This is a genomic window from Gordonia sputi NBRC 100414, assembly GCF_000248055.1.
Taxonomy (GTDB): Bacteria; Actinomycetota; Actinomycetes; order Mycobacteriales; family Mycobacteriaceae; genus Gordonia; species Gordonia sputi.
This window is the reverse complement of sequence record NZ_BAFC01000078.1, coordinates 1-1,065: the sequence shown is the minus strand read 5'-3', so window position 1 is coordinate 1,065 and position 1,065 is coordinate 1. Positions and strand designations below refer to the sequence as shown.

At 71.0% G+C, this 1,065-nt stretch carries 1 protein-coding gene; it reads left to right on the top strand.

Features of this window, described 5'->3' with window-relative positions:
• Positions 1 to 1,065: alpha-(1->3)-arabinofuranosyltransferase domain-containing protein (locus GOSPT_RS12855; protein ID WP_005206625.1), on the top strand; the 1,065-nt coding region annotated here is incomplete at both ends.

Genomic DNA, 1,065 nt, shown 5'->3' with positions numbered 1-1,065 from the left:
CGTCGGCGCGAGAAACGTTCTCCGCGTTCGCACACCCCGAGCGTTCGCGCCCGGTCGCCGCGACCATGGTCCTCGTCGTCGCCCTGATCGGTGCGGGTTCGCTGGTGTGGACCGGGCAGTTGGCCCCGGACGGTACCTACCGCGCGATCCCCGGGTACTGGCAGCAAACCGCCGACTGGCTGCGCGACCATGCCGACGGAGATGACCCAGACGACAACAACCCCGACGACAACAACGCAGCACATCCCGGTCGGGCGCTCGTCGTGCCCGGTGCCCCGTTCGCCGATCAGCTCTGGGGACTCACCCGCGACGAACCGCTCCAACCACTCTCGACGACGCCGTGGGCGGTGCGTGACGCCATACCGCTGACCCCGCCGGGCGCGATCCGCGCCATGGACTCCGTGCAACGCGACATCGCTGCCGGACGCCCCTCACCAGGACTCGCCGCGACTCTCGCGGGCCAGGGAATCGACTTCGTCGTCCTACGAGCCGATCTCGACCCGGAGACGTCACGGTCGGCCCGCCCCCTGCTTGCCCAGCAGACGCTCACCGGCTCACCCGGTCTTCGTCGTGTTGCGACGTTCGGCCCGCGCGTCGGCCCGCCATCGGCGCGAGGTGTGGTGCGGGACAACGGGTTACGCCCCGACATGCCCGCCATCCAGATCTTCGCGGTCGACCACGGCGGCAACTCCGACGCCGCGTCGTTCCCGGGGACCGGCCCGATGCTGACGGACACCGCGTCGGCAGCCCGCATCTCGGGCGGCCCGGAATCGATTGCCGCGGTGCAGGATCTGCGTGCACGACTCGGCATGGCCCCGCTCGGCCCCTCGATTCTCGAGTCCGACGCCGCGCGCGCCGGTCTCGAAAACGCCCCGCTCGTGGTCACCGACACCCCCGCCGACCGCGAAACCGACTTCGGCCGCGTCGACGACCACAGCTCGGCGATCCGGGCACCCGGCGATGCACGCCGAACCCAGAATGCCGCGCCCGACTACCCGGTCGACGGCCAGCCCCTCGTCGAGGGACAGTGGCTTCTCGACAATGCGCCCGGCGAGGTATCGGTCT